The sequence below is a fragment of the Brevibacillus invocatus genome, assembly GCF_003710915.1.
GTDB lineage: Bacteria > Bacillota > Bacilli > Brevibacillales > Brevibacillaceae > Brevibacillus > Brevibacillus invocatus.
On the sequence record NZ_RHHR01000013.1, the window covers coordinates 210,137 to 237,010 of the forward strand.

Genomic DNA, 26,874 nt, shown 5'->3' on the forward strand with positions numbered 1-26,874 from the left:
CTTCAACAAGAAAGCACCACCTCGTCCGTCTGTGACCAACCAATCGCCACTTGATGATCCACCTGCCAGTCGAAGCCTTCATTGGCATATTGATGGGCCAACACGCTCATTTCTGTTCCATCCAAGCGAATGTAAATCTTTCGCAGATTTCCAAGAAATACGACATCTGTGATTCTGCCAGTCTTCTTGTGCTTGTCGGATTCCGTATCAATCGGATACAGCTTCACCTTTTCAGGGCGCACAGCCGTACAGGAGCCTTCTGCTTTAAAGATGTTGTTTTCCCCAATAAAGGTAGCAACAAACAAAGTCTGTGGTCGGTTGTAGATCTCAGCAGGCGAAGCAATCTGCTCGATCCGTCCTTTGTTCATGACGGCAATCCGGTCAGACATCGCCATTGCTTCTTCCTGGTCATGCGTTACATAAATGAAGGTAATGCCCAGGTTTTTTTGCAAATTCTTCAGCTCCAGCTGCAAGCTTTTGCGCAGCTGATAATCGAGCGCACCCAATGGTTCATCTAGCAGCAGAACCTTCGGGTTGTTAATAATTGCCCGGGCAATCGCTACGCGCTGCTGTTGACCGCCAGAAAGCTGCTTCGGCGTACGTTTTCTCAGCTCGGTCAATTGCACGTACTGCAACACTTCTTCCAGTCGCCGCTTCTGCTCTGCGCCGTCCACTTTCTTCATTTTCAAGCCAAACAGGATGTTCTGCTCGACTGTCATATGAGGAAAGAGAGCGTATTGCTGAAACACCATGTTCATATCCCGCTGATAGGCTGGGACATGCGCCAATGGTTTGCCATCCAGATAGATCTCACCGGAGGTCGGTTCTTCAAAGCCCGCAATCATCCGCAGCAAGGTAGTCTTGCCGCAACCGCTGGGACCTAGCAATGTCAAAAACTCCCCTTCTTCTATAGAAAGAGAAAAAGGGGGAACGACGACAGAACCAGCAAACTGTTTTTCGATTGTATCCAAATGTATGATTGTTTTCATCTTGTCATCTCACCATATGTAGAAATACTCATCCTAATCTAGGTAAATATATCGTGTATGATTCGTTTTGTAAACAGTTTCAGGACAGTCAGTTTATTTTTTTCCTTTCTATATCTATGTCCTGAACGCCTTGCAATCATTCTGTCAGCGAGCGATCTCTACCTTCTGATCAAAAGAGAAAGAAAGTGCCAGCTCAGATTCGGGCTGACACTTTCCCTTTTACTTCACGTTAACGTTGATCTTTGTGCTCTTTCCACCATAGTAAGCTGTGAGGGTTGTACGACCTTTCTTGAGAGCAGTCACTTCGCCATCCTCTACCTTGGCGATCTCCACGTCTGCGATCTCCCAAGCTACGTCTTCCTCTACGATTTCGTCGTAGTCTTTCTCATACTCCGCAATCAATTCCAGTAATTTGGACTCACATCTATTAGAAAACTTGGCTACGCCAAGCTTTTGGCGGAGCCTTAGTTGCACTTATACTATCTTCCGCTAATCTTTTTAGCGCTTTAGCGCACTTAAACTTTCCGATAGTACAAAAAAAGCCCCGCAAGTAGAATACACTACTCGCGAGACTTAGTCTGACATCATTTTTTATTTTTTTGTCACCAGTTCCAGCGCTACCGGAATATTGCTCTCCACTTGCTCGCCTTTCGCCACTTTCACAGCGGTTTGCAAAGCGGTTTCACCGATAGCAGCAGGCTTTTGCGCAACAGTGGCTGCCATTTTTCCATCTTCAACGGATTTTACCGCATCATCGGTCGCGTCAAAGCCTACGACCAGAATGTCTTTGCCTTGTGCTTCAACCGCTTGCAGAGCACCCAGTGCCATCTCGTCATTGTGCGCAAAGATCGCTTGGATGTCCTTGTTTCCTTGCAGAATGTTCTCCATGACAGTCAGCCCTTTTGCACGGTCGAAATCAGCAGGCTGGGAAGCAACTACATTCACGCCTTCCTTGTTGTCTACCGCGTCGTGGAAGCCTTGACCTCGATCGCGTGCAGCGGAGGTTCCGGCAATGCCTTGCAGCTCGACGATGTTCCCTTTGCCACCCAGCTTCTCCAGAATGAAATCTCCCGCCATCTTACCACCAGCGGTATTATCGGAAGCGATGTGGGACACAACTTGACCCCCTTCAGCAGCGCGGTCGACCGTAATCACCGGAATGTTCGCTGCATTCGCTGCTTCGACTGCTGTCACGATCGCAGCACTGTCCGTCGGGTTGATCATCAAGACGCTCACTTTTTTCTGGATCAAATCTTCTACGCCGCTGATTTGCTTCGCTGTATCATCCTGTGCATCTACGACAAGAAGTTCTACACCAGCATCCTTCGCCGCTTTTTCGGCCCCTTCCTTGAGAGAAACAAAGAATGGGTTGTTGAGAGTAGAAACGGCCAAGCCGATGGTTACTTTTCCATCCGTAGTGCCTGTATTTCCGGTCGATTGCCCCGGTGTATTGTTCTCCAGATTAGACGAAGTGGAGCAGCCTGCCAAAACGCCCAAAACCATTGTTGATGCGAGTGCCATTTTCAAAAACTTTTTCATGAAAACCATCCCTCCTGCTTAACATGCTATTTATTTCTTTGATTTAGATCGGTCGAGCAATACTGCCAAGAGAATGACTGCCCCTTTGACTACCGACTGGTAGAAGGAAGAGACGTTCAGCAGATTGAGACCGTTATCTAACACACCGATGATCATCGCACCGATCAAGGTTCCGACGATCCACCCATTGCCCCCAGACAAGCTGGTTCCGCCCAACACGACCGCAGCAATGGCATCCAGCTCATAGGATGTACCAGCTGTCGGCTGTGCCGAATTGAGGCGGGACGTGAGAATGATCCCACTGATTGCAGCGAATAGTCCGCTGATCGCATAGACCTTTACTTTTACCTTCGTCGTACTGATTCCAGACAGTCTGGTCGCTTCTTCATTGCTGCCAAGTGCGTACACATGGCGTCCAAACGTAGTATGACGAAGAATAAAATAGAGGATGGCAAAGGAAATCAGCATCCAGATGACAGGCATCGGGATTTCCAGGAAAAATCCTTTTCCCAACAAGGCAAAATCAGGATTGAGACCGGTGATCGGCCTTCCTTCTGTATAGACCAAAGTCAAACCGCGAAAAATCGTCATCGTAGCCAATGTCGCAATAAACGGAGCTACTTTCCCTTTGGAGATGATCACCCCGTTGATTGCCCCCATCGCTGCCCCAGCCAATAGACCGATCAGTACGGCAAGCGTCGTATCCATTCCACCTGCCATCAGACCAGCTGTAAGTGCGCTGGAGAGTGCCAGAATGGAGCCGACAGACAGGTCAATTCCACCTGTAAGAATGACAAACGTCATCCCAAACGCGATCAGGGCATTGATCGAAATCTGACGCAAAACGTTGAAGATATTGCTCACCGTAAGAAAGTCGGTGGTAATCACGGATAGGACAATGATGATCAAGGCCAGCCCCAAAAGGGGACCCATTTTTTTCAAAAAGTTAAACGGCATGGCTCTTCCCTCCCGTTGCGGCATGCATGATTCGTTCTTGTGTTGCCTCTTCTCGGCTAAATTCGCCAGTGATGCGCCCTTCATGCATGACCAGGATCCGATCGCTCATTCCAAGGACCTCTGGCAGCTCCGATGAGATCATCAGGATGGCTACCCCAGCTTGGGCGAGGCGGTTCATGATATCGTATATTTCTTTCTTCGCGCCAATATCCACACCACGTGTCGGTTCATCCAGAATCAGGATCTTCGGCTCGGTCGCCAGCCATTTGCCGATAACGACTTTTTGCTGGTTGCCGCCCGAGAGAGATCCGACGATCTGCTCGCCGCCTGCCGTCTTGATAAACAGCCGCTTGATGGCATCGTTGCTCAAGTCCAGCTCCTGCTTCGGCTTCATGACGCCAAAGGACGAGACTTTTTCCAGATTGGGCAATGAGATGTTCTCCCGTACCGGAAGCGACAGAACCAGGCCTTCCTCTTTACGGTCCTCCGTGACCAGGGCAATCCCAGCGCGTATCGCTTCGATGGGACGCGTGATGCGCACAGGCTGATGATCCACGAAAATCTGGCCTTCATGCACATGCTCCAAACCAAAAATGGCTTTGGCCATCTCGGTCCTTCCAGCACCCATCAGTCCTGCCACTCCTACAATCTCTCCGCTACGGACAGAAAAGCTGACCTTCTCCAGCTTTCCTTTGACACTGAGATTCTCCACGCGCAGACGTACATCTCCCCATTCAATCTGCTCTTTGGGAAAGCGATCTGTAATCTCGCGACCAACCATCATTTTCACCAGCTCATCCATGTTCGTCTGTGGGGTCTCGACTGTCCCTACGTATTGACCGTCTCGCAGTACCGTAATCCGGTCGCTTACCTGAAAAATCTCTTCCATCCGGTGCGAGATGTAGATCATGCCCACGCCTTTTTTCTTCAGGGAATTGATCACCTGAAACAAGGCTTCAATTTCTCGGTTGGTTAGTGCTGCTGTCGGTTCGTCCAGGACGAGAATGTCGGCTTGCATGGACAAGGCCTTCGCGATTTCAATCATCTGCTGCTGGCCAACAGACAAATCTCCAACCAACGTATCCGGCGAAAGCTTGATATCCAGCTGATCCAGCCAGTGCTTGGCTTCCTCTCTCATCTTGTTCCAATTGACAAACCCCGTGATTCCGTAGGTAAACTCACGCCCCAGGAAAATATTTTCCATGACGGACAAATGCGAGATGAGATTGAGCTCCTGGTGAATGATCCCGATTCCCAGACTGCTGGCAATATCCGGCGTCATTTTTTCCTGCTCGGTTCCCTTGACGATGATCGTCCCCGAATCCCGCTCGTAAATGCCCCCGAGGATTTTCATCAGCGTGGATTTCCCAGCGCCATTCTCCCCCATAAGGGCCACCAGCTCGCCACTGTTCAGATTCAGTTGGACATTGTCCAGCACCTTGACTCCCGGAAAAGACTTGCTGATGTTCTTCATCTCCAACAAATAACCCGACATGTATTCTCCCTCCCTTCTCCTTAGATCCAGTTAAAATGTAACACCGGATTGCAGGATCACATTGGCGTATGGGCTACATTCCCCTGTGCGGATAATCGCTTTTGCCTTTTTGGTCAGATCCTTGAAGGATTCGTGACTGACCGATTCCCATTGGACATCCGGCAGTGTTTCTTTCAGCTGATCGAGCAATGGCGGTTGAGCCACAGCCAGTTCATCCGCGACAATCGCTTTTTCCACCTGCATTTCCAGCAATACGGCCTCCACAACATCAGCAAAGGAGGGGAGCCCCGGTACAACTGCCAGGTCGATGCGTGTCACAAAATCGGGAATGGGCAGACCTGCGTCACAGATGACGATCTGGTCTGTGTGCCCGAGTTGGCTGATAACTGCTGATAGTTCACTGTTTAAAATGCCCAATTTCTTCATATCGACAACCCCTTATTCTCTGTTGAACTCCTCGACCTGTGTCAGGGTAGGCATACCTGCTTGTGCACCCAATCTGGTGACAGCCAGCGCCGCTACTTTGGTGGCAAAAGCGACGGAATCTGCAACACTGCAGCCTGTCGCATACGCATAGGAAAAGCCCGCGTTGAAGGAATCTCCTGCCCCAGTCGTATCCACGACCTGTACCGAATGGCTGGGAACAAATCCGGCTCCATCCGACTCTGACAGATAGGCTGCTCCTTTGGCTCCCAAGGTCGTGACGACGGTTTGGACCCCTTTGTTCAGTAGGGAACGCATGGCAGACTCTATATCGTGCCCCGCCTCTACTCCCGCTAGCAAGAACAGCTCCGATTCGTTCGGAATCAGTACATCGACGTTTTGCAGCAGTTCGTCTGGCAAGGGTCGGGCAGGTGCAGGGTTCAGAACGACGGTTTTGCCCAAGCGCTTCGCTGTCTTGGCTGCAGAAACGACCGTCTCCAGCGGAATTTCCAGCTGCAAAAGCACCAGATCAGCGTCGGCTATCCGATCTTCCTGGGTAGTCAGGTCCTGCGGCAAACAAGCCTCATTGGCTCCTGCCACGACGATGATCTGGTTGTCTCCTTGCGCCAAAACAATCGATGCCACTCCCGTAGGGCTATCGCTCACCGTCTTTACTGCCTCTGTATCAATCCCTTCATGACGCATGGCTAGAATCAGCTCTTGACCAAAGGCATCGTTTCCAACAGCGCCGATCATCGTTGTCTTCGCTCCAAGTCGTGCAGAGGCAACAGCCTGATTGGCTCCTTTTCCACCGGGGATAAAATGAACCTGCTTGCCCATGACGGTTTCTCCGAGCATAGGCGGACGATCTGCTTCTACCACGATATCCATGTTCAAGCTGCCAATGATGGCAATGTGCGGCTTTTGACTCATGCTTCTCTCCCTTTCTCTATGGCCTGTCTGTTGGCTTGCGTGCAGTCGAATCTCGCTCGATGAGCGTAACCTCCAGCTCATACAGCTTGGGCTGTACGACTCCTGACTGAATGGCTTCAAACAACACCTCTGCTGCCAGCTTACCCATGTCATAGTTTGGCTGGGCAATGGTAGACAGCTCCGGCTGCGTGATTTCTGTCAGACTAATGCCGTCAAAACCGATCAAGGCCACATCATCCGGAACTCGAATTCCCAATTGGTGCAAGCCCTTCAGCGCACCGACAGCCATGAGGTCATTTCCACAAAAAATACCATCTATATCAGAATGCTTTTCCATCAAATCCTTGACTGCCCGAAGGCCACCATCCATATGAAAGTGACCAGGCAGCATCAAGCTGGGCGTATACCAGGGAGCATGCTTCACGGAATCTTCATATCCTTGCAGCCGTTCCTTTGCTGTAATCATCTCTTGTGGTCCGTACAGATGAGCGATTTTCTTGCAGCCGATATCCAGCAGATGGCGGACAGCCAGCTTTGCTCCCTCGTAGTTGCGTGCGCGAATGACACTGTAGGATTGGCTCGTCAGCGCACGGTCCAGTACGACTAAGGGAATCTTGTTTTTCCGCATTTGCTCTACATCCTCTTCGCTCAACGTACTGGAAGCGAAGATCATGCCATCGACGTACTTTTTTCGCAGCATCTCGATATAGCCTTTTTCCTTCTGCCCATGATCGTCCGAATTGCACAATATCACCGTGTAACCGTGCCTTTGGGCAACGTCCTCCACTCCCCTGGCGATAACGGGAAAAAAGGGGTTGGAAATATCGGGCAAGATCAACGCTATTGTTCCCGTCTCTTTCCCAGCCAATCCTCTTGCAACCGTATTGGGCTCGTACTGGAGCTGCTCAATCGCCTTTACCACCTTTTGTTCGGTGTCCTTGTTTACGTAGCTGTTTTTATTGAGCACCCGCGAGACTGTTGCTACGGATACTCCCGCCAATTTGGCGACATCGCGAATCGTTGCCATGATCATATCTCCGAATAATATTGTGTAACCGGTTACATATAAATTAAAAAAATAAGATAATTAGCTAATTTAATTATCTGTAACCGGTTTCATATTTGTGTCATTAATATACTCCTGAATCCATTTTCTTGTCAACCCAAAATTCTAGAAGAATGTATAGTAGACCTTATGACAGTTTATACCGGAATATTCTTCCTTGTTGGTTAAAAGAAAAACGTTATCGACCGTGCTTTTGTGTAGGAGAAAAAAAGAAGAAAATGCTCCAAGTTCTTGAAATTCCCGCTGGGGGACATTCCTGCCCAGCTCCGGGAAAAAAGGGAAACCCGCGTCCAAAGCAGCCGATTCAGGTTGCATCTCATAGGTGGACGCTAAAGGCAGGTTCTCTTTTTTCCCTCCGCTTCGGATGGAATCCCAAAGACTCAGCTTGAGTGGTCGTTCAAAGTTTAAACTCAACTCACCGTTCTCCTACGTAGTTTACTGCTGCTAGTAGCCTATAAAGATAGTGAGTTTGCTCATGTTTCCTCAAAAAAGCAGAGTAAAAGATTCCCTTTTACTCTGCTTGTTCGAACCTACGATAGACTTCTTTCCCAGCCACAAAAGTCAGGGTACTCTCAAATCTGTCATTCAGGACAGTTACATCTGCATCGTACCCCGCAGCCAGACGTCCTTTTCTTCCATCGATGCCGAGGATGCTTGCCGGGGTTTGCGAGGCCATCCGCACCGCTTCTGCCAATGGAACACCGCTTTTCTCAACCATATTGCCGACGGCCTGATTCAGTGTCAAGATACTGCCAGCCAGCGTCCCATCTGCCAGCTTGGCTTCCCCGTCACTGACATGCACCTCCTGGCCGCCCAAGTCATACGTGCCTGCTCCGAGTGCAGCCGCGCGCATCGAGTCACTGATCAGCGCCAGCCGCTCCGCCGACTTGATCCGGTACAGAATCCGCATCACGGCAGGGTGGACATGAATACCATCCGCGATCAGCTCGGTGCTGAGCTGTTCATGAAACATCGCTGCCCCCACTACACCCGGTTCGCGATGATGGAGGCCAGTCATGGCATTGAAGCAGTGAGTAAAATGTCGGACGCCTGCATCAACGGCCTGCTTTGCCTGATCAAAGCTCGCCCCGGTATGACCAGCCGAGACGATCACTCCCTGATCTCTGAGCCAGGAAATCGCCTCCAACGCACCAGGTTGTTCCGGTGCTATCGTTACAACCTTGATCAGACCGCGCGCGATTTCATACAGATGTCTGACTTCTGCCAGGCTTGGCGCAGCAATATCCTTTTCATTTTGCGCACCTTTGTAGCGAGGATTGATCCAGGGTCCTTCCAAATGAATGCCTACGACCTCTGCCCCGTCCAGTCCCTTTTCGTTTACCGTGACGATATTTTGTAAAGCTCGCTCCAACTGATCATACGAAGCCGTCATCGTTGTAGCCAAAAATGATGTCACCCCGTAGCCCGTCAAAGCCTTCGAGATGGCCTGCAGGGACTCAGGTGTCGCATCCATCGTATCGTGACCTGCTATTCCATGCATGTGGATATCGATGAAGCCGGGACAAATCCATCCTTCTGCCACGTCAATGATCGAATCCGGCATTTCTCCCACGTAGTCGTCAGCAGTCCCTGCATATTGAATGCTTTTTCCATGTACAAGTACCAAACCGTCCAGGAACTCTTTTCCGTCTGTTACAACCTTGCCCCTGAGCGCGTATTTTACGTTCATTCTCCAACCCTTCCTCTCGCTGCCCATCTATCTATTCCGTTCAGCTGGATGTTGTTCCCTACAACCGACGACGTACCTGCTCTGTCTCATCTACCAATCGCTGGATTAGCTCTTTGGCCGTGCAAGCCTTTGCCAGCGATGCTGCTTGCCCCGCCCACATCGACAAATACTCGCTTTTCTGCTGCTTGCTCGCCGCGGCACGAATGTCGCGGGTCAACGCGTTTTGGACTGGATAAGAAGGGAGCTCCTTCTCCAAAGGGGCCAACAGTTTCATAAAATGGTTCGAAACGCCCCTCGCTGCTTTTCCAGAAAAAGCGCGTGTGATCACTACGCTCTCATCGCTGGCTTCGAGGACTGCTCGCTTATGCAACGAATGGGCACCGCTCTCGGTACAGGTCAAAAAGACAGTACCCAGTTGAACGGCCTGTGCTCCCAATGCAAACGCAGCAGCGATTCCACGACCATCCATGATTCCTCCAGCCGCAATGACTGGAATGTTCACCCGATCCACGATCTGCGGCACCAACGCCATCGTCCCGATCATATTACTGGGAGCATCTGGCAAAAAGGAACCGCGATGGCCGCCTGCTTCACTTCCTTGTGCAGTCAGCATATCGACTCCGCTCTCCTCCAGCGCCACTGCTTCGCGCACAGTCGTTGCTGTTCCGATCACGGTCACGCCCTGCTCCTTCAGCTTTTTCATCCAGGCCTGATCCAGCATGCCGAAGGTGAAGCTGAACACAGGAACACGCTCTTCCAAAACGATGGCCATCTGCTTCTCGAACGGTTCCGTGAAGCTAGCCACGTCCGGATCCAGGGGAATGTCCAATTGGCTGCGGACTTCGTTCATGACACGGGATACCGACTCGGCGACCTTCTGATGGGCGTCAAATGGTTCGGGAATAAACAGGTTAACACCAAATGGTTTGTCCGTCTGTTCGCGAATGGCCCGAATGGCCGCGCGTATCTGCTCGGCATTCATATAGGCCGCGCCCAGGGTTCCTAGTCCACCGGCCTGTGAGACGGCAGCAACCAACTCAGGAGTCGTCGTCCCTCCGGCCATGCCAGCCTGGATGATCGGCCATTGTATGTGCAAACGCTTTGCCAGTTCACTGTTCGACCACATGCTCATTCCACTCTTTTCCCCCATTCATGCGGCAATTCGTACTCCTCAATCAGTTCTATGAAATGGGCGAGCACCCGAGCTGTCATGCCCCAAATCACTCGTCCGTCGATTTCGTAAAAGAGATGCTCCAACTGGCCTGTACGCCACGGCGAGCGTCTCCCGCCAGGAATCAGATGAAACGGGAAATCCTTCTCTGCTTCCATGAACATCGTCACCCGATGTCTGGCTGGCTGCATGGAGCGGAACGTATCCAGCGGGATGATAAACACCTCTCCAACTTCATCGGGATTGGGCTTCATCCCCTCGATCTGTTTCAAATATCCGACAAATGGATAGACACAGGAAGATCCTGGTCCCAGCAAGATATCCAAAGCTCCTATATATTCAATCTGCTCCATCGGCAGACCAAGCTCTTCACTTGTCTCCCTGCGGGCAGTCGCCCAATTGGATTCGTCATCCTCTTCCTTGCGCCCTCCCGGAAAGCATATCTCATCTGCTTGTCTGCGCATCGTACTCGCCCGTTTTTCAAACAAAATACCCAGACGACCATCGTCCATCGTTACTAGGGGTAGCAGGACACTGAAAAAGCCCAGGCGCTGTTCTCCCATGATGCCTTGCTCGCGGTCTTTGAAGAGCTGGGCAATTGCCGTAGCCTCGCCACTCCCTGCCGAAAAAGAATCCAGCTGATTTGCGATTTCGATGAGATTCTCATCCGGGTCGCGCAGATAGATCGAGAGCAGCGGCGCTTTTGCTCCCGTGCGCTGTACAGGTCCTTCGACGATTTCGACTCCGCATGCCGTTAGGTGCTGGAGCAGCTTCTCCATCGGCCATGAGGAGAGCAAGCACAGGTCAGCCGAGCCTGGTACAGGATGCTGAGCTTTTGGCTCCCATTCCTTGCCTGCCTGATGAAGGTTGATTTTTTGATTGCCGAACAGTAAAGCCTTTCTGTTTTCACCAAACGTGATCGATGTCATGCCCAGGACCCGTTCGTAGAATTGACAGGTAGCTTCGATATCTCGGACCGTGAGAACCAAGTGATCCAGACTGTCGATCATGTCATCATCTCCCATTTCCACCTACTGATCCTATTATAGCAGAGTTAGAGAATGAATCAGGTGCGATGACGTACCTTATCTCACGTTCTCAACAGTCAAAGCAGCTTCCACAGCCAGCTCCGCATGAATCGTCGTCGAATCGTAGACTGGAACAGGACAATCCTCCTGCGAGATCAAAAGTCCGATTTCCGTACAACCGAGAATGATGGCTTGCGCTCCCTCATCGACCAGTCGGCGGATGATGGCTTCATACTTTTGCTTGGAGTCTTCCTTGATCACTCCTAGGCACAATTCGTCATAAATAATCGCATGCACTGTCTGTCTTTCCTGTCCATTCGGCAGCAAGACCTCCAGTCCATGCTTGTCACGAAGCCTTCCTGTATAAAAATCCTGCTCCATCGTAAATCGGGTGGCGAGAAGACCGACTCGCTGATGCCCATCTCTCAAGATAGCGGCAGCTGTCGCATCCCCGATGTGCAAAAACGGAAGAGGAGTCGCCCCCTGAATAAAGGAAGCCAGCTTATGCATGGTGTTGGTGCAAAGCACGATGAAGTCGGCACCTGCCGCCTCCAGGCTTCGTGCAGCTTCCGCCATGCGCTCTCCAGCCTCGTCCCATCTTCCCTCTTTCTGCATGACTTCAATTTCGGCAAAATCAACGGAAAACAAAATACACTTGGCCGAGTGCAGTCCGCCCAGCTTTTCTCTGACAGCACGGTTTACCAGTTGATAGTACAATTGCGAGGATTCCCAGCTCATGCCACCGATCAATCCTATTGTTTTCATTGTTTTCCCTCCCGACTGTTTTATCTCGATGTCTGACGAAATGAACGCGTCAGCATTCGCCGTGCTATCGTGGTATCCAGGGATGTGTCCAAAGGTATTCCCAGCTTGCGCGCTTCGTCGGGCGCAAGTTGATTGTCTTTTATCAGTTCTTGATTCAAGCCTAGCATCCCTGCCATTTTCCAGTGAAACGAGTAGTAGCTTTCTTTTTCAGATGGGCCCAGATGGATCGTCCCGGTATACTCGCTATCAACCAACTCGTGCAAGGCCGCTGCCAAATCCTCTACATGGATAAAGCTTTTATACAGATTGCTAGTCCGCACCATTTCCTTGCCTTCCCCCAATTGCTGCATCATGGCTGACGTACGCTTGTCCCACAGTCCATTGCTGTTTTTCCCATAAACAGGCCCAAAACGCACGATAATATGATTTATATGCAGCTCGCGCATGAATTTCGTCTGAATAGGAAGCAAATCCTGCCTGAATCCCATCCCTTAACTCGAGTACTGCGCTTCATGGAGTCTACTGTAGATGCCACCGGAAGTGATCAGCTCCTGATGGTTGCCCTGCTCCGCAATTCCTTCCTTGTTGACAACGATGATTCGGTCAGCATTTTTGATCGTGGTCAGACGGTGAGCAATCACAAGTGTCGTACGTCCTTCCGACAGCTCCGAGAGAGACTGCTGAATGAGGGCTTCGGTCTCGGTATCCAGAGCAGAGGTCGCCTCATCCAGTATCAGAATCGGCGGGTTCTTGAGAAACATTCGGGCAATGGACAAGCGCTGCTTCTGACCGCCAGAAAGCTTGACTCCGCGCTCACCGATGACCGTATCCATGCCATTTGGCAAACTGCGGATGATGTCCTCCAAAGATGCTCGTCTCGCGGCTTCCCAGATCTGCTCCTCGCTGGCGCTCAGATCGCCATAAGCGATGTTTTCTCGAATCGTTCCGGAGAACAAGAAGACATCCTGCTGGACGATGCCGATGTGCTTGCGCAGCGATTGCAGCTTCATATCGCGAATGTCGATGCCGTCGATGGTAATTCTGCCTCCTGTCACTTCATAAAACCGCGGCAGCAGACTGCAGATTGTCGTCTTCCCTGCACCAGAAGGCCCGACGAATGCAACCGTCTCACCTGCATAGATCCTCAGGTTGATTCCCTTCAAGATGTCTCTTCCTTCATCGTAGCTGAAGGAAACGCCCTCGTATCGGATTTCACCTTTTACCGCATCCACATCCTTCGCATACGGGGCATCTGCGATCTCCGGCTCCGTATCCATGATTTCCAGATAGCGTTTGAAACCGGCAATTCCTTTGGGGTAGCTTTCAATGACGGCATTGATCTTTTCAATCGGACGGAAGAAGATATTGGACAAGAGCAGGAAGGCCATGAACTCTCCCATCTCCAATTTGCCCTGAATGAAGAACCATGCGCCGCAGATCATGACAAAGACTGTGATGAGGCGCATCATCATGTAGCTGACGGACATGCTTTTCGCCATGATTTTGTACGCCAACAGCTTGGTGTGACGAAATTGTTGGTTGTCGGTAGCAAACAGCTTCGCTTCGTGGGCTTCGTTGGCGAAGGATTGCACGACCCGGATGCCGCCTACGTTGTCTTCGATTCGTGCATTGAAGTTTCCGATATTGTCAAACAGCCTTCTGTAGGTCTTGGTCATGCGTCCTCCAAAAACGATGATCAGCCAGCCCATGACGGGGACGATGATGAAGGTCAGCAAAGCCAGCTCCAAATTGATATACGCCATGAGCGAGAACGAGCCGATCAAGGTCATGACGGCGATGAACACATCCTCTGGTCCGTGGTGGGCCAGCTCGCCGATATCGTTCAGATCGTTGGTCATGCGCCCGATCAAATGTCCGGTCTTGTTGTTGTCAAAGAAGCGAAAGCTCAGCTTCTGAATATGCGCAAACAGCTTTCGCCGCATGTCGGTTTCGATGTTTACACCAAGCATGTGGCCCCAATACGTCACGATATAATTCAGTGCGGTATTAAACGCATAGATGGCGAGCAATGCCAGGCAGGCCAGCACGATGAGCGGCCAATCCTGACCCGGCAGCAGCTCATCGATAAATTTGCTGACGGCAATAGGAAAAGCCAGCTCTAACAGCCCGGCCACAATCGCACAACAAAAATCCAGTAGAAAAAGTCCTTTGTACGGTCTGTAGTAAGCAAAAAAGCGGCGCAGCATGTTGATTCACTCTCCCATTCGTTTCGACGCAGCCGTCCTTACTTGTCTATGATTCTTGCCTTGCTCGTCTGCGGGTCCCATTCGACCTGCATGCCCAGTGCTTCAGCGATGGCACGCAACGAAACCATTTGTTTTCCTGCAATCATTCGCGTAGGCAGCCTCGTGGTAATTCCTTCAGCAGTCATCTGCTCAGCCCCCTGCCGGGCAACGTCAGCATTTTTCCATGAGCGTACAGCCCGGATGATGCGCCACCATCCATATTCCCAAGGCGGCTTGTACGCCATAAGAAAACCTTTATCGGGGCGAAATTCAAGTCGTACATCGTTCAGGTTGATGCGGACGAATTGTACCGTTCATTTCCCCGATGTGGTCGCAAAGGTTTGGAATCTTCCCACTTCAATAAACCAAACCATCTTAACACATTTTTCCACATATGATAATATGTCAGAAAAGGTTTAAAAAGGGGGGCTTACCATGCCCATGTGGGTATTCCTCGTCTCAGTCATCGGTGGCATTTTGATTTTTGCTGTCGGCTACGATTGGTTTGCCCAACGATCCAAAAAAAGACCAAAGCTTCCTCCAGGAAAGTATGATCACGTATACACGGAACAATTGCTCCATGATTCCCGAGAGCAGATCAACAGAAATGAACTGATCTGATAAAACGTAAACGGCTGCCTTTTCACGGGCAGCCATTTCTTTTTGTATGTGCAGCGCTTAGCTTTCAAAAATCGCTGAAAGTGCTTTGTGTTCATCTTCTGCTTTCACGTAAATATCGTACTGAATGTGATCGGTCAGTGGAAAAAATTCTCTGTTATGCCCTCCGTAATCGCTAATCGTTCGCGTTCGAAAGCTCACCCCTGCTGCTTTTAGGCGATATGCGACACGAAAATACGCCTCACTCCCCATTGCCGTATAAATCAGGCATTTATGCGAGGAGAAAAAACGAGCAAACAGACTCATCCATTCACCTCCTTAAAACTCGATCAGCGGAATGGCTTCCTTCCCTCTCTTCGGGTTCACGGGTTGGCCTTTGGAGCGGACGAGTGTATAGTACTCATAGCAGCCGATGACCCCGAAATCCCCATCGATTACGCCGGGATACGCGCGATTGACCGAATAGACCTGACTCAGATGTGCGCGCAGCGCTTCCCCTTTTTGAAGGCGGAAACCAGAAATGTCCACCTTGCCCGTAATCGGAACAGCAGGCTGCGGTCCTTTATCCGAACAATGATCATAGTAATGGGGAATGGACACGTAATACAGATCAGGATACTCCTCTGCGGCCAATGTCCGCTCGGCTTGTTCTACCGCCAGCGTCGTGGCATGACAGGTAGCGATGTGGTCAGGATGCCCTGTCACGCCATCAGGAGGAAACGTAATGATCACCCCTGGTTTCCAGTCGAGTATGACATGCAATATTTTCTCCGACAGCTCTTGCCGATCTACTGTAGCAAGTGAACCGTCTGGATAGCGAAAAAGCTCCAGCCTGCTGATTCCCAATACTTCGGCTGCGCGTCCCAGCTCCTGCTCACGATGTCGCGCAAGCTTCTCTCGGCAGGAGATGTCGTATGTCCCTGAACGCCCTCTGCAGCCAGATGTTACACAGATTAGACAGGTTTCCTGACCACGCTCGCGACACAGGGCCAACGTCCCTCCGCAGGCAAAAGACTCGTCATCCGGATGAGGAAAAATCATCATAATCTTCTTACATGCTGACATGATTAACACCTCTCACACGATTCAAGGCTGGCGATCCAAGTACGCCCATCCTTGTGCAATTACCCCATAAATCGGATCATGCTGTGCATCTTCATACACGACTTCAGGCGCATAGCTGCTCATTTTTGCCATGATGCTGCTCCGTACACGCTCGTCATTTTGCAAGACGCCCCCCTGCAGGATCATCTGGAAACGCTCTTCTTTCATCCCCAACTGATCGATGACGGCCGTGGCTGCCAGATACAGCTCATCCCCCGCGCTTTGCAAAATGGCGATAGCCACCTCATCACCTGCATCTGCCGCCTGACTGACGAGCACAGACAGCTCGCCTACCTTTTCGATCGAGTAATGCTGGCTATACGTCCAATTAAACAATTCATCGACTTGATTCAAGCCTACATAGGGGAGCAGCAGATCTGTAAGTGCCGTCTTTTTCCCTCTTCCATCCGCTGCTTTCAGGACGGCCATGATTGCCTGTTTGCCGATCCAATAGCCGCTGCCTTCATCTCCTACACGATGACCCCACCCCCCTGATCGGGAGGTTTCCTGTTTTCCATTGACTCCGTAGGCGATGGAACCTGTGCCCGCGATCACCAGAACTCCCGGCTTGCCCCCCGTCGCTCCCAGCAATGCGGCGAAGCCGTCATTCTCCACGACGAGGTGCTGTACGTTTATCGAGAGTTGCTCAAGCACTTCTTGTACGATTCCGGTGATCACCTGGCGATCGTATTCCGTATCCAGACCAGCAATTCCCATGACGGCACATTCTACTTCCCAGACAGTGCCGGGAGCCGTCGAAGTTTCGTCCTGACCTTGGGCAAGAGCCTGTTCCTGCGCTTGCTGGATGGCGGATTTCAATTCCCGAACCGCTGCCTCCACGCCGATCCCCTGATAATTGCATGAACCTGATCGGCCAGTACCTACCACTTGTCTGGATTGATCCATCAGTACCGCCAAGCATTTGGTACCCCCACCATCTACGGCAAGAAGAGGAATCCGCACCGCTATCATCCCCCCACACTCCATTCGGCTGTGATCTGATCCAATTGCTGCATCGCATCTGCACAAGCCTGTCTTGCCTGCTGAAGCCACGCGCTTTCTGCCTGCAGTTCGTTTCTTCGCGCTGTGATCACTCGTCTGATCTCATCCGCATTCGGTCCTCCAGGCAATTTGCGAATCTGGACAAAATGGACAGGATCTAGCGCAAGGCGCAGCTCTTCCTCCGTAAGAAGCAAAGACTTGCCGATCACTTCTTTGGCTGCCTGATTCACCAGCTCGAGGCTGATCTGATCGGCTCGCAGTCCCGCCTGCATCGCTTCCTTGACGACGCGGCTGACGATGTGATGCGAGCCGCGGAATGAAAGGCGATCTGTTCGTACCAGCGTATCAGCCAATTCTGTGACCGTAGCAAAGCTGCCCTGGGCACGCTCAAGCAGTCCTTCCTTGTTCACTTCCATCGTACCGACTACACACGCCATGAGTCTGTACATCTGCTCCAGAACCGACATGCTGCGCCAGGCGTAGGGCTGCATGTCATCCTCTGTATCCACGATGTCGCCAAACGGTGTATTGTGCATCATCGTCAGAACTGTCGTGGCATTGCCGATACTGCTGGATAATAGGGAGCGCATGTGTTCAAAGGAGACGGGATTTCGCTTCTGCGGCATGATTGAGCTGATCTGTACGTAGGGCGGTGCCACCTTTAGAACCGCGAACTCCTGCGTACACCATTGCAGCATATCCTGGACGACCCGTCCCAGGTTGATCGCTGCGAGCTGCACCGCAGTAGCCACCTCGCCGAGATAATCGGCTCCGCACACCGCATCGTAGGAATTTTCCACCAATTGTTCAAACCCGAGTAATTCTTTCATCCGTTCGCGGCTGATCGCAAATCCGGATGTCGTCAAGGCTGCCGCCCCCATCGGACTGCGGTTGCAGGTTTGATAGGCATGAATCAATCGCTGGATGTCCCGACCAAGCATATCGGTTGCCGCCATCATGTAGTGGGCCAGTGTAGTCGGTTGGGCTTGCTGCGTATGGGTATACCCGATCATGATCGTCTCCGCGTGTTCCTCAGCGAACAACAGCAGGTGTTCTTTCAGATAGAGGGCCGAAGATAGGGTAACCAGCAGCTTTTCCCGCAGCACCATGCGGTAGATCGTGATCCCCATGTCGTTGCGGCTTCGAGCCAGATGCAGGTTTCCTGCTACATCCGGGGCCAACTCTAAAAGGCGACTCTCTACCTGAAAGAACAAATCTTCAAACTGCCCTGTGTACGTTGCACGGCGCAGCTCATCCAGTTCTAGCCCGTTCAGGGCACAAGCAATCCTTTTCGCTTCATTGTCTGTGATCAGTTCCTGTTCGCGAAGCATGATCAGATGCGCTTTGTTGATCGCCATCATCGGCCCAAGCAAATGGTTTTTCGCCTCGTTAAAGGCGGGCTCCAGCACAGCTTCCACATACGTTTTGCCAGGAAAGCCTGCTCCCTCTTGCTGAAAAATGCGCTCTTTGTAATTCATTGCTATTCGCATCTCCTCTCCTGCTCATGTCGGCTTGTATAGGAGGAGGGGCGACCATTGACGGACGCCCTTCCCTTGAGGCATAAATGGCTACAGCTTTCTCGCAGGAATTTCTTGATTTTTACTGCTGAAGACTGACCATGTTGACAAACATCCGGATCGCGCCTGGCACCAATGCCGGAATTTCGCGATACCAGACAATGGAGCTATACGTGTAGGTTCCCTTGCCGTAGTTGGCAGAAAGGAATGTACCTGTAAATTCGTTTTCACCTGGATCACCATTGCTGATCAGTTCGGTGTACTCCTTGCCCCATTCAGCAGGGTTGTAGGCGGAGCGGTCCTGTATCCAATGATTCCAGTCTTCGTCGGTTATTTTGTTTGGCACGTTGAACAAGGGGTGGTCTGGAGCCAGCATGTTCACTGGAGAATTCTCATCCGTGACTCGCCATTGGATCAACGGAGTACCGATCTTGATTGGATATGGAGCCAGTTCCGGCTTCCACTTGTCTTCCGGCTTGTGGTACTGCACGACGAGATTACCGCCGTTCTCCACGTATTTCAGCAGACGGTCATTGCTCGACAACAGCTCGGGACGGAAGCCGTACGCCCGGATGCCTAGGACGATGGTATCGTACTCGCTGAGGTTGGCGGATTCGATGTCCTTGGCCGTAAGATTGGTCACATCGACCCCGAACTGGCGCAGATACTGGTCAATGTTGTCAAAGCCGCTGGATACGTACCCAACCTTCAAGCCTTCCGGTACCTGAAGGTCAAAGGCCTGGATCGCAACAGTCGCTGGCTTCACAAAGTAGGTCGTTCCGATGTGCGGGTAGCGGATGATCTGGGCACCATGTCGGCTTTCTTTTCCATTGCCACTGGCAACAGCCGTAATGGTATAGGTATCCGGCTTGACCGAAGCGCCAGCCGTGACCGTAAAGGCAACAGACTGGGTCTCGCCCTTGGCTGCAAAATCAAGCGAAGCTGCATTCGGCTCCACACTCCAGCCAGCAGGCACCTTGAGGGAGATATTCGTCTTGGCCGCCCCTGGCGTGTAATTTCTGACAGTTACCTTGACCGGAATCGGTTCCTTTGGTTTCAACGTATTCAGAACGGTCGCTTCGGGACTTAGTGTCATGGCATAAGGTGGCAATAGAGCTACTGTATCGGCTGGTGTGATTTTGCTGGTCGCTTGCGCTCCGGCATATTCATAGGAGACATCTGCCGTCACAGCAGGTGCAGCGTAAGGCTGGAACAGAACAGCGTCAGCCGGAACCGATACCTCGTACGTCGCTGTCGCTGTCTGGTTGTAGCCCAGCTGTGTGAATGTTGTCTCCGTCACGGCTTTGGCTTGCCAACCCCGCGGCAGGTTCAGCTTTAGATTTACCTGATTCACCGGCACCTGTCCGCCGTTGTAAGCTGTCACGCTAAACTTCGTCGACTGCCCTGCCACCAGCTCAGTTGTCTCCGGTTTTACCTTGAGCACCAAGGATAGCGCCTCGGCACTCGCTTTGTTCAACTGCGCTTTCTTGACGTCAAGACGGTGCAGCAAATCTATTTTCATAGCTTCATCCAGCTTGGAAGCCTGCACCTTTGCACTCGTTTGGTTCACATCGCCCAGCATTTCGTGCACTTCTCTGGCAACATCGGCAAAGCGAGGGAAAGCGGCAATGACGTCATCGGCATCCCGCTGCAGTTTTTTCAGATCTGCTACGATCTGTCCCGCGCCTGGCTCAGCGGTCACCTCTCTCGCCAAATCGTCAAAGGTGAAGGCGATACCTTCAAAAAAGTCCGTTTCCTTCTCTTTGGTGACTCCGCTCGTTTGCTCCAGCTTGTAATAGTTGAACCGCGGTCCTTCATCATAGTGGCGCCCCATGCCCTGGCTCTTGTGCATGAATCGGGATTCCTCGCCCAACTGCAGGTAGGAAGCGCCGTACAGCTCGTCGTAATCCCCTACCGGAACGCGCACGGTATGGGAATCTTCCTTTGCTGGCACATAAAGCTTTTTCACCTGCCAGGGCGTGATGCCTTCTCGCGCATGCTGTGGAAAGACAGCAGGATCGGCAGCATCGGAAAATGCTCGAACTGTGATGATATTGATGGCACGATGGTGGCCGTGTGTAGAGGGTTCGTTCAGGAATGCGGGAATGACTACATCGGGACGCAACGTACGGATTGTGCGAATCAGCCTTTCATACGCCACTTGCTCTCCCCATTTTTCCAGGGTTTCGTCCGGGCTTTTGGAGAACCCGAAGTCGTAGATGGGGTCGTTGATTTGCTGGCTCAACATTTCCAGATGAACGTTCGTTACCTTGGAAGCCTCTTGCAGCTCGCGTGTGCGGATGATGCCAAGCGCATTGTCCAGCTCGCTGCCGATCTCGTTTTGTCCACCTTCGCCGCGATTGGCGATGATACTGGATGTGTCCACGCCTTTGCCGAGTGACAAGTAAGCCAGTGTCGCACTGTGCTCATCATCGGGATGAGCCCCGGTATTCATCGCACTCGCAATGGTCGTCAGCGGTTTGATCGCCTTCCACAGATCGACCACGCCTCTGTCGGCAAGGGCGGTCTGTGGTGCGGCAGGCCAGATCATACTCCCGACGAGCGCTACGGCTGTCGTGAGCGTGAACAGCTTGGTGAATTTCCCATTCCTCATGAACGTTCCTCCATTCCCTGTTCGAAATTGAACTCTATTTCAATCAAGGCTCATGCTGTGCGCTTCCTGCTGCAGCCGAGGATTGACTGTAGATACGGGAGACTTTGGTTGGTTTACACGGCAGTGTTTACCTTGTCACCAGCCACCTTGCGCGAAAGGAACAGAACGATAATAATCACGGCAATTTGCAAAACGCCATAAGCGCAGGCTGTGCCAAACTCAAAGCTGTACATGCGTTGATAAACCGCTACAGACAATGGCATCGTGCGCGGTGTAAAGATCAGGATCGAGGCGACAAACTCTCCGATACACTGGACAAAGGCAAGCAACGTCCCGGCCAAGATGCCTCCCCACGCCATCGGAAACACCACGCGTCGGAAGCTGTACCACCATGAAGCCCCCAGGTTGCGAGCTGCTTCTTCCACCGAAGGGTCCATCTGCATCAGGGTAGCGGAGGTTGAACGAAAGACAAGTGGCAGATGGCGGACGAAGTAAGCCAGCGGTATGATCCAGAACGTCCCGATCAGCACTTGATTGAAGCTAAAAACAGTAGGCTCGCTAAATGCAGCGATCAAATTTACCGCTACGACCGTACCAGGGAGTGCCCAAGGCAGCATGATCAAAACGTCCATCAACGTTTTTCCCTTGAAGTTCAATCGGACCATCGCATAGGCTGCCGCTACTCCGAACAGCACGATCCCAATCACGGCGACGGCTGAAAGCTGCAAGCTGTTGGCAATCGGCCGCCAGGTCTTGCTGTCCGTAAACAGATCAATATAGTGCTCTAATGTGTACTGAGGCGGCAGGATTTGCACCGTCCAGGTTCCATCCACTGAAAACGAGATGAGCACCAGAACGAGAATCGGCAGCATTAAAATAATCGTAGCAATGAACGACAGGACCATCGTGATGGTACGACCCGCCTTGCTTTTGATCTCGGTCCGGTGCACGCTGACGCCTTTGCTCAGGTTCTGGTAGTTGCGAGCACCCTGATACCAGCGCATGATCAGCAAAAATGCGACTGAGACCACGGACAGGATCGTCGATTGCGTGGCGGCCATGTCCAGATCTCCATTCGTCCGTGACAGATAGATCTGCATCGTCATTGTCCGGTCGATCCCGAAGATGAGCGGTGCCGTATAGGATGCCATCGAAACCATGAACACCAATAGAGAGGATGCGATCATGGCCGGCGTCAGCATCGGCAGGATCACGCGACGCCATACGGTAAAGCGATTGGCGCCGAGATTGGCTGCCGCTTCTTCCAGCGAGGGGTCTAGCCCCTTGATCGCCGCAGTGGCAGTCATGAAAAAGTACGTGTACATGGTAAAAGTATGGACGACCACGACACCCCAAAAACCTTTCAGCGAGAACGGAACCTGGGCCAGTCCAAAAAGTTCCTTGATGGCGCGCGGAAAGATCCCGCTCTCCCCGTAAAGAAAGGTGAAGGACAATACGCCAATCAGCGGCGGCAAGGCCATCGGCACCAAGGCGAGTACTGAAAGAATTTTCCTTCCGGGAAAATCGTAGCGCTCCAGCAAAAAAGCCATCGTCACGCCAACGATTCCGCAGGTGATGACACTGAGGATCGATATGTAAATGCTGGTCCACAAAGCCTCCAGATTGGCCGTGTGCTCCAGGCTGAAAAAGCGTGCGTAGTTTTTCCAGGTAATCTCTTCGTCCACGTTGACACTCGCGATAAACGTTTCATAAAGAGGGTAGATCACATAGGCCAGTAGGATGAAAAAGAGCGGCGATACCAAGACATAGACGAAATAAGGTGAAGCGGTGATCGACTTTCGTCTGGCTGGTGTTGGTGCCGGCGCATGCTGCATCTGCGTACTCATCGCTTCTCCCCCTTATTCCGCAAAGTAAATACTCTCTTTGGGTATGTGCATCCCGATCGATGCGCCGCGCTGTTTGATCGGTCTACCCAGATTGATCGACATGCTGCGCAATGGTTCTGAGCCTACCTGTGCCACGTAGTTGACGCACGCCCCTGTGAATTCGGCCATCTCCACGGTGCCAGTCACGACATTTTCTCCCTCTGACACCAGACTCTCCTGGATAGACTCAGGACGAATCGACATCAGAACGCTTTCCCCCACGGCGATCCGGGAGAGCGGTGAGGCATTTTTGCGCAATCCGCACAGCAGCTGTCCGGAGGAAGTGCGGACCTGCACCTCATCTCCCTCAACTGCTACCACGGTTCCCGTCCAGAGATTGGTCTCTCCGATAAAGGAAGCGACAAAACGATTGACAGGAGCATGGTAAATGTCATGGGGAGTTCCGATCTGTTGCACGACGCCCCCCTGCATGACCATGATCCGGTCCGACATGGACATCGCTTCAGCCTGATCGTGTGTGACGTAGATGGTAGTGATGCCCAGCTCCAGCTGAAGGCGTTTGATTTCAAAGCGCGTTTCTTCACGCAGCTTGGCATCCAGATTGGACAGCGGCTCATCCAACAGCAGAATCTGCGGCTCGATGACCAGCGCCCGTGCCAGTGCAACCCGTTGCTGTTGACCGCCGGAAAGCTGATCGATCCTGCGCTCTCCGTAGCCCTCCAGTCGAACTAGCCCCATGATTCGCTCCACGCGTTCTTTTGCCTCTGTCTTGGACACTTTGCGAACCTGCAAGCCAAACGCAATATTTTCAAACACCGTCATATGGGGGAACAGCGCGTAATTTTGAAAAACCATTCCGGTGTTGCGCTTGTGTGGCGGCAAATCGGTTACATCCTGACTGCCAAAGCGAATATTGCCTTCACTGGGATAGTAAAAACCTGCTATCATCCGCAATGTCGTCGTTTTTCCGCAACCACTGGGACCGAGAAACGTGAAAAATTCGCCAGACTCAATGTGAATGTGGACATCTTCGACCCCTTTTGCCGTGCCAAACCTTTTGTGAACATGATCAAGTGTTACGCTGCTCATCCGATCTTGTCTCCTCCTTCGTACGAAAGTTGCAGCAGGCCAGACAAGCGACGAGACGGAAAGGAACGATCCTTCCCGCCTGTAGCCTGACTGTTTTGCGGTTCTATTTGCCTTTGCCCTTGATGTTTTCATCCCAATGCTGCATCCATTCTTTTTCCTTCTCCGCCATAACATCCCAATCGATATCCAGCGGCTTCAGCTCCAGAGTTTGCATGAATTCAGGCAGCTGATCCTTGCTGATATCGCTGCGCGCCGGGAACTGGAAGCGTTCCTTTGCGAGCTCGGAAGCCATCTCTGGGCTCATCAGGAACTCCATGAAATTCTTGGCTGCCTCTGTGTTTTTCGCGCCTTTGACGATTGCGATTCCATCGACCAGGATCGGTGCCCCGCTCTTCGGATAGATGAAGTCGTATGGATGATTGTTTTTCAGTCCCTGAATCAGGACGTCCTGCAGGTTCCACAGGGAGATGACGCCTTCCTGACGGTCCAGCTTGAGATACAGGTTGGTCGGGTCTTGCGTGTATTCCTTGGTGTTGGCATCCAGTTTCAGCAGCCAGTCATAGCCTTTTTCCGGTGTATCTGCACCCTGACGATAGATCATGGCAGAGTAGATCGTGCGCATCGTACCGGAAGGAAGGACGTTGCGGATGACGATCTTGTCTTTGTATTTCGGATCAAGCAGCTCATCCCAGTCTTGCGGCGCTTCCTCTTTCTTGAGCGCATCCTTGTTGTACATGATGACCTCTGGCAACAGCATCTCACCGATCCAGCGGTATTCTTTGTCCTTGTACAGATCAGGGATCTTGTCGGCAAAAGTCGGCTTGTATGCTTCTAGCAGTCCTTCATTTGCCGCCGTACTCAATGCAGATTGTGTTCCGCCCCACCAGAAATCAGCCTGTGGATTCGCTTTTTCGGCACGGACACGCTCAAGGATTTGCTGAGCTCCCATCTCCAGCGTTTCCACCTCGATATTGGGGTACTTTTCGTTGAATTTCGGCAGGACCAGCTCAAAGATGTTTTTATCCCGGCCCGTGTAAATAACCAGTTTTTGCGGTTCACTCGATGGAGCTGGCTGTGCCGCCGGTTGCGTAGCAGCCTGCCCGGAGCTCCCGCTTTGGCCTCCTGTATTGGAATCAGCTGGTGCTGGCTGCTGACCTCCACTTGAACAAGCGGCCACTGTCAGCGCCAATGAACTGACGAACAAACCCTGCATCCATTTTTTCATGTTTCGTTGTACCTTCTTCAATGCATACTCCCCCTTTTTCATCTCACGCTTTGTCCAGCAGTCTTGTCGATGGAAAGGCTTCCAAAACGCAGTGCACGGCTCCGATCAAGCCCGCCTGTTCACCGAGTGTCGCCTTTTTCAGACAAGGCACGGTGGGTACCCATTCGGTCAACCACTCCTGAATTTGTTTCACCCCTTCGTCGTCGATATGGACCATCTCTCCACTCAGGATTAAGAGCTCCGGGTTTAAGATGCTGACGATGTTGGCGATTCCGTACGCCCAGTGCCGGTAGACGTCGTCGAGCAACCGTCTTGCTGCAACATTTCCGCTTCTGGCATGACAGATAAGCTCTTCTATGACACTCGACCCTTCCTGAAGGTCAGAGAGGACTCCCTTCGCCTGCTGCGAGATACCGGATGCCGAATAATGCGTCTCGAAAACGCCTGATGCTCCATTGCTGCGGCTGTTCTCCGGCCCGATCATCATAAAGCCGATCTCGCCTGCTGCTTCTCGGCTGCCTCGGTAAAATTGACCGTCCAGAATGACGCCTGCACCTATTCCTGTGCCTACGTACATGTAGACGACATGGGAATGGCCGACCCCCACTCCTCGAACGTATTCTCCGAGCGTCATCAGGTTTACGTCATTGTCGATGATCACCGGAACTCCCAAGCGTGCCTCCAGTGCCTGCTGAATCGGCGAATCCATCCAACCCGTACTGGGCGAAAAGCTGACCGTTCCGCTGCCTCTTTGGGTCACACCCTGCAAGCCGACACCCATGCCGAGCAGTCTGTCATGCGACATGCCGCTTTCCTCAAGCAAACGGGTGAGTCCAGAAGCCAAATCCTCGATCACTCGCTCCCCATTCGCTGGTTGTACGAGCCTTTTTCGACAACGTGCCAAAAACTCTCCCTTGAGGTTGGCGATGGTCATATCCAGTGTGGAGCCCTCGAAAATCGCCCCTGCAATGACGTATGCATCGTAGTTGTACTCCAGCAGGATCGGTTTGCGCCCGCCTCTGGAATCCCCCATCCCTACCTCCTGAAGCAGTCCTTCCTGGATCATCTCGTCAACCAAGGAGGAAACACACGGACGACTCAGCTGTGTCTGCTTGGAAATGTCGGCGCGGGAAATCTGACCGTGCTGGATCACCTGTTGCAATACCTCTTCCTTGTTCAGCTTTTTCACCAGTTTGCTGCTGCCGGTCTTTCTTTGAACACGCACGCCTTTTTGCTCACCACCAGACTGTTAGTTAAACTTACTAACAAAGTTATCCAGATTATACCTGTCACTACCAGAATAGTCAAACTATTTACAACTATTCCTCACTTCACCTTTCCTGTGTATATTTGGCCGTGCTGTGGTGGAGGAGAGGCTCAATCAACATAAGAAAACCCAGAGCGAAGCTCTGGGCCTTTTTGCGTTAGAGGATATCCGAAAGTTTGTACTCGTATCCATGCAATCCTTTGTAGTACTCAGGGTACATGGGATTACCGCAATGCTCACAACCAAATTGAGGCGGCACAGACGGATCACCATCATCCATTGCATCAAA

The 26,874-nt window shown here is 51.8% G+C and carries 26 protein-coding genes; 1 reads left to right on the top strand and 25 read right to left on the bottom strand.

From position 1 onward, the window contains the following. Positions 1 to 2: 2 nt before the first annotated feature. The 16 genes from EDM52_RS09525 to EDM52_RS09600 form a co-directional block, all read right to left on the bottom strand. Positions 3 to 989 (bottom strand): ABC transporter ATP-binding protein, encoded by a 987-nt coding sequence (locus EDM52_RS09525; protein ID WP_122908762.1) that lies wholly within the window; start codon positions 987 to 989, stop codon positions 3 to 5. A 219-nt stretch (positions 990 to 1,208) separates the two neighbouring features. Further along, complete coding sequence (locus tag EDM52_RS09530) at positions 1,209 to 1,463, bottom strand: Ig-like domain-containing protein (RefSeq protein WP_122908763.1); 255 nt, start codon at positions 1,461 to 1,463, stop codon at positions 1,209 to 1,211. Between the two features lie 117 nt (positions 1,464 to 1,580). Further along, positions 1,581 to 2,528: a ribose ABC transporter substrate-binding protein RbsB gene (rbsB, locus tag EDM52_RS09535; protein ID WP_122908764.1), complete on the bottom strand. Its 948-nt coding sequence runs from the start codon at positions 2,526 to 2,528 to the stop codon at positions 1,581 to 1,583. Positions 2,529 to 2,558: 30 nt separating this feature from the next. Further along, positions 2,559 to 3,485: an ABC transporter permease gene (locus tag EDM52_RS09540; RefSeq protein ID WP_276330103.1), complete on the bottom strand. Its 927-nt coding sequence runs from the start codon at positions 3,483 to 3,485 to the stop codon at positions 2,559 to 2,561. After that, positions 3,475 to 4,980: a sugar ABC transporter ATP-binding protein gene (locus tag EDM52_RS09545; RefSeq protein WP_122908766.1), complete on the bottom strand. Its 1,506-nt coding sequence runs from the start codon at positions 4,978 to 4,980 to the stop codon at positions 3,475 to 3,477. Before EDM52_RS09545 ends, EDM52_RS09540 begins: the two co-directional genes overlap by 11 nt. 30 nt (positions 4,981 to 5,010) lie before the next feature. Continuing rightward, positions 5,011 to 5,406: a D-ribose pyranase gene (gene rbsD / locus EDM52_RS09550; protein WP_122908767.1), complete on the bottom strand. Its 396-nt coding sequence runs from the start codon at positions 5,404 to 5,406 to the stop codon at positions 5,011 to 5,013. Positions 5,407 to 5,418: 12 nt separating this feature from the next. Then, the gene (gene rbsK, locus EDM52_RS09555) at positions 5,419 to 6,336 is read right to left on the bottom strand and encodes a ribokinase (protein WP_122908768.1); all 918 of its coding nucleotides are present in this window, start codon (positions 6,334 to 6,336) and stop codon (positions 5,419 to 5,421) included. Between the two features lie 16 nt (positions 6,337 to 6,352). Then, entirely contained in the window at positions 6,353 to 7,363 is a 1,011-nt protein-coding gene (locus EDM52_RS09560; protein ID WP_122908769.1) for a LacI family DNA-binding transcriptional regulator, read from the bottom strand. 144 nt (positions 7,364 to 7,507) lie between these two features. After that, positions 7,508 to 7,816, bottom strand: a complete 309-nt coding sequence (locus tag EDM52_RS09565) for a hypothetical protein (protein WP_122908770.1) — start codon at positions 7,814 to 7,816, stop codon at positions 7,508 to 7,510. Between the two features lie 97 nt (positions 7,817 to 7,913). After that, positions 7,914 to 9,092, bottom strand: coding sequence for an N-acetylglucosamine-6-phosphate deacetylase (gene nagA, locus EDM52_RS09570; protein ID WP_122908771.1), 1,179 nt, complete (start codon positions 9,090 to 9,092; stop codon positions 7,914 to 7,916). A 58-nt stretch (positions 9,093 to 9,150) separates the two neighbouring features. Next, entirely contained in the window at positions 9,151 to 10,218 is a 1,068-nt protein-coding gene (locus EDM52_RS09575; protein ID WP_122908799.1) for an NAD(P)H-dependent flavin oxidoreductase, read from the bottom strand. A 2-nt stretch (positions 10,219 to 10,220) separates the two neighbouring features. Continuing rightward, a complete protein-coding gene (locus EDM52_RS09580) occupies positions 10,221 to 11,288 on the bottom strand; it encodes a VOC family protein (RefSeq protein ID WP_338068297.1) in 1,068 nt (355 codons plus the stop codon). Between the two features lie 60 nt (positions 11,289 to 11,348). Further along, positions 11,349 to 12,056 carry an aspartate/glutamate racemase family protein gene (locus tag EDM52_RS09585; RefSeq protein WP_122908773.1) on the bottom strand — a complete coding sequence of 236 codons (708 nt, stop codon included), beginning with the start codon at positions 12,054 to 12,056 and terminating at the stop codon, positions 11,349 to 11,351. Positions 12,057 to 12,076: 20 nt separating this feature from the next. After that, a complete protein-coding gene (locus tag EDM52_RS09590) occupies positions 12,077 to 12,502 on the bottom strand; it encodes an SDR family oxidoreductase (RefSeq protein ID WP_183184954.1) in 426 nt (141 codons plus the stop codon). Between the two features lie 45 nt (positions 12,503 to 12,547). After that, entirely contained in the window at positions 12,548 to 14,263 is a 1,716-nt protein-coding gene (locus EDM52_RS09595; RefSeq protein ID WP_122908775.1) for an ABC transporter ATP-binding protein, read from the bottom strand. Positions 14,264 to 14,301: 38 nt separating this feature from the next. Beyond that, the gene (locus tag EDM52_RS09600; RefSeq protein WP_122908776.1) at positions 14,302 to 14,547 is read right to left on the bottom strand and encodes a stalk domain-containing protein; all 246 of its coding nucleotides are present in this window, start codon (positions 14,545 to 14,547) and stop codon (positions 14,302 to 14,304) included. A gap of 190 nt (positions 14,548 to 14,737) precedes the next feature. Here EDM52_RS09600 and EDM52_RS09605 point away from each other — a divergent pair, with 190 nt between their 5' ends. Continuing rightward, positions 14,738 to 14,923, top strand: coding sequence for a hypothetical protein (locus EDM52_RS09605; RefSeq protein ID WP_122908777.1), 186 nt, complete (start codon positions 14,738 to 14,740; stop codon positions 14,921 to 14,923). A gap of 57 nt (positions 14,924 to 14,980) precedes the next feature. On the opposite strand, the gene EDM52_RS09610 is transcribed toward EDM52_RS09605, so the two are convergent. The 9 genes from EDM52_RS09610 to EDM52_RS09650 form a co-directional block, all read right to left on the bottom strand. Then, on the bottom strand, positions 14,981 to 15,226 hold the full coding sequence (locus EDM52_RS09610; RefSeq protein WP_122908778.1) for a hypothetical protein: 246 nt from the start codon (positions 15,224 to 15,226) through the stop codon (positions 14,981 to 14,983). 12 nt (positions 15,227 to 15,238) lie between these two features. Continuing rightward, positions 15,239 to 15,985 carry a PIG-L deacetylase family protein gene (locus EDM52_RS09615; RefSeq protein WP_122908779.1) on the bottom strand — a complete coding sequence of 249 codons (747 nt, stop codon included), beginning with the start codon at positions 15,983 to 15,985 and terminating at the stop codon, positions 15,239 to 15,241. Positions 15,986 to 16,006: 21 nt separating this feature from the next. After that, complete coding sequence (locus EDM52_RS09620) at positions 16,007 to 16,996, bottom strand: N-acetylglucosamine kinase (RefSeq protein WP_122908780.1); 990 nt, start codon at positions 16,994 to 16,996, stop codon at positions 16,007 to 16,009. Next, the gene (argH, locus tag EDM52_RS09625; RefSeq protein WP_122908781.1) at positions 16,993 to 18,504 is read right to left on the bottom strand and encodes an argininosuccinate lyase; all 1,512 of its coding nucleotides are present in this window, start codon (positions 18,502 to 18,504) and stop codon (positions 16,993 to 16,995) included. The genes EDM52_RS09620 and argH overlap by 4 nt, the downstream gene beginning before the upstream one ends. 121 nt (positions 18,505 to 18,625) lie before the next feature. Continuing rightward, the gene (locus EDM52_RS09630; RefSeq protein WP_122908782.1) at positions 18,626 to 21,157 is read right to left on the bottom strand and encodes an NEW3 domain-containing protein; all 2,532 of its coding nucleotides are present in this window, start codon (positions 21,155 to 21,157) and stop codon (positions 18,626 to 18,628) included. Positions 21,158 to 21,270: 113 nt separating this feature from the next. Continuing rightward, positions 21,271 to 23,004 carry an ABC transporter permease gene (locus EDM52_RS09635; RefSeq protein WP_122908783.1) on the bottom strand — a complete coding sequence of 578 codons (1,734 nt, stop codon included), beginning with the start codon at positions 23,002 to 23,004 and terminating at the stop codon, positions 21,271 to 21,273. A gap of 12 nt (positions 23,005 to 23,016) precedes the next feature. Beyond that, complete coding sequence (locus tag EDM52_RS09640; protein ID WP_122908784.1) at positions 23,017 to 24,093, bottom strand: ABC transporter ATP-binding protein; 1,077 nt, start codon at positions 24,091 to 24,093, stop codon at positions 23,017 to 23,019. A gap of 103 nt (positions 24,094 to 24,196) precedes the next feature. Next, entirely contained in the window at positions 24,197 to 25,360 is a 1,164-nt protein-coding gene (locus EDM52_RS09645; RefSeq protein WP_415783045.1) for an extracellular solute-binding protein, read from the bottom strand. 1 nt (position 25,361) lies between these two features. Next, the gene (locus EDM52_RS09650; protein WP_122908785.1) at positions 25,362 to 26,543 is read right to left on the bottom strand and encodes an ROK family protein; all 1,182 of its coding nucleotides are present in this window, start codon (positions 26,541 to 26,543) and stop codon (positions 25,362 to 25,364) included. Positions 26,544 to 26,874 lie beyond the last annotated feature (331 nt).

What these genes read in the sequence shown, in the direction of transcription:
- EDM52_RS09525 (WP_122908762.1), bottom strand. Translation starts at nt 989, where the DNA reads ATGAAAACAATCATACATTTGGATACAATCGAAAAACAGTTTGCTGGT.
- rbsB (WP_122908764.1), bottom strand. Translation starts at nt 2,528, where the DNA reads ATGAAAAAGTTTTTGAAAATGGCACTCGCATCAACAATGGTTTTGGGC.
- EDM52_RS09540 (WP_276330103.1), bottom strand. Translation starts at nt 3,485, where the DNA reads ATGCCGTTTAACTTTTTGAAAAAAATGGGTCCCCTTTTGGGGCTGGCC.
- EDM52_RS09545 (WP_122908766.1), bottom strand. Translation starts at nt 4,980, where the DNA reads ATGTCGGGTTATTTGTTGGAGATGAAGAACATCAGCAAGTCTTTTCCG.
- rbsD (WP_122908767.1), bottom strand. Translation starts at nt 5,406, where the DNA reads ATGAAGAAATTGGGCATTTTAAACAGTGAACTATCAGCAGTTATCAGC.
- rbsK (WP_122908768.1), bottom strand. Translation starts at nt 6,336, where the DNA reads ATGAGTCAAAAGCCGCACATTGCCATCATTGGCAGCTTGAACATGGAT.
- EDM52_RS09560 (WP_122908769.1), bottom strand. Translation starts at nt 7,363, where the DNA reads ATGGCAACGATTCGCGATGTCGCCAAATTGGCGGGAGTATCCGTAGCA.
- nagA (WP_122908771.1), bottom strand. Translation starts at nt 9,092, where the DNA reads ATGAACGTAAAATACGCGCTCAGGGGCAAGGTTGTAACAGACGGAAAA.
- EDM52_RS09575 (WP_122908799.1), bottom strand. Translation starts at nt 10,218, where the DNA reads ATGTGGTCGAACAGTGAACTGGCAAAGCGTTTGCACATACAATGGCCG.
- EDM52_RS09580 (WP_338068297.1), bottom strand. Translation starts at nt 11,288, where the DNA reads ATGGGAGATGATGACATGATCGACAGTCTGGATCACTTGGTTCTCACG.
- EDM52_RS09585 (WP_122908773.1), bottom strand. Translation starts at nt 12,056, where the DNA reads ATGAAAACAATAGGATTGATCGGTGGCATGAGCTGGGAATCCTCGCAA.
- EDM52_RS09590 (WP_183184954.1), bottom strand. Translation starts at nt 12,502, where the DNA reads ATGCGCGAGCTGCATATAAATCATATTATCGTGCGTTTTGGGCCTGTT.
- EDM52_RS09595 (WP_122908775.1), bottom strand. Translation starts at nt 14,263, where the DNA reads ATGCTGCGCCGCTTTTTTGCTTACTACAGACCGTACAAAGGACTTTTT.
- EDM52_RS09600 (WP_122908776.1), bottom strand. Translation starts at nt 14,547, where the DNA reads ATGGCGTACAAGCCGCCTTGGGAATATGGATGGTGGCGCATCATCCGG.
- EDM52_RS09605 (WP_122908777.1), top strand. Translation starts at nt 14,738, where the DNA reads ATGCCCATGTGGGTATTCCTCGTCTCAGTCATCGGTGGCATTTTGATT.
- EDM52_RS09610 (WP_122908778.1), bottom strand. Translation starts at nt 15,226, where the DNA reads ATGAGTCTGTTTGCTCGTTTTTTCTCCTCGCATAAATGCCTGATTTAT.
- EDM52_RS09615 (WP_122908779.1), bottom strand. Translation starts at nt 15,985, where the DNA reads ATGTCAGCATGTAAGAAGATTATGATGATTTTTCCTCATCCGGATGAC.
- EDM52_RS09620 (WP_122908780.1), bottom strand. Translation starts at nt 16,996, where the DNA reads ATGATAGCGGTGCGGATTCCTCTTCTTGCCGTAGATGGTGGGGGTACC.
- argH (WP_122908781.1), bottom strand. Translation starts at nt 18,504, where the DNA reads ATGAATTACAAAGAGCGCATTTTTCAGCAAGAGGGAGCAGGCTTTCCT.
- EDM52_RS09630 (WP_122908782.1), bottom strand. Translation starts at nt 21,157, where the DNA reads ATGAGGAATGGGAAATTCACCAAGCTGTTCACGCTCACGACAGCCGTA.
- EDM52_RS09635 (WP_122908783.1), bottom strand. Translation starts at nt 23,004, where the DNA reads ATGAGTACGCAGATGCAGCATGCGCCGGCACCAACACCAGCCAGACGA.
- EDM52_RS09640 (WP_122908784.1), bottom strand. Translation starts at nt 24,093, where the DNA reads ATGAGCAGCGTAACACTTGATCATGTTCACAAAAGGTTTGGCACGGCA.
- EDM52_RS09645 (WP_415783045.1), bottom strand. Translation starts at nt 25,360, where the DNA reads ATGAAAAAGGGGGAGTATGCATTGAAGAAGGTACAACGAAACATGAAA.